This is a genomic window from Streptomyces galbus (genome assembly GCF_005280195.1).
Classification (GTDB): domain Bacteria; phylum Actinomycetota; class Actinomycetes; order Streptomycetales; family Streptomycetaceae; genus Streptomyces; species Streptomyces galbus.
In genome coordinates, this window is record NZ_SZPR01000082.1 from 1 (window position 1) to 348 (window position 348).

Below are 348 nucleotides of genomic sequence, written 5' to 3' on the forward strand. Positions count from 1 at the left end.
TCGACATCAACCTCGCCAGCTACTACTTCGAGAAGTACGACACCGGCTACATCATGGGCATGCTCGCCCACGAGATCGGCCTGCACCCCCTCGCCAGCCGCAACACACGCATCCCCGAGGAAGAAGACCTCTACCGCGGCATGCCCCTGATGGTCCCCGGCCTCGAAACCCTCAAGACCCCCCGCTTCATGAACACCGAAGACGCCGGCCAAGAAGACCACATCATGGCCGCCTTCCCCCACACCATCCGCCACGGCATCTACCGCACCATCGTCACGGAAATGGCCCACCTCCTCGCCGAAGAGGCACGCACCGGCGAAGAAGGCGCCAAGGCCAAGGACGTCACCG

General features: G+C 63.8%; 1 protein-coding gene. It reads left to right on the top strand.

Annotation, left to right across the window (positions count from 1 at the left end; genetic code table 11):
* Positions 1–348 (top strand): hypothetical protein (locus tag E4U92_RS36185; RefSeq protein ID WP_168725291.1); only part of this gene is annotated, 348 nt, incomplete at both ends.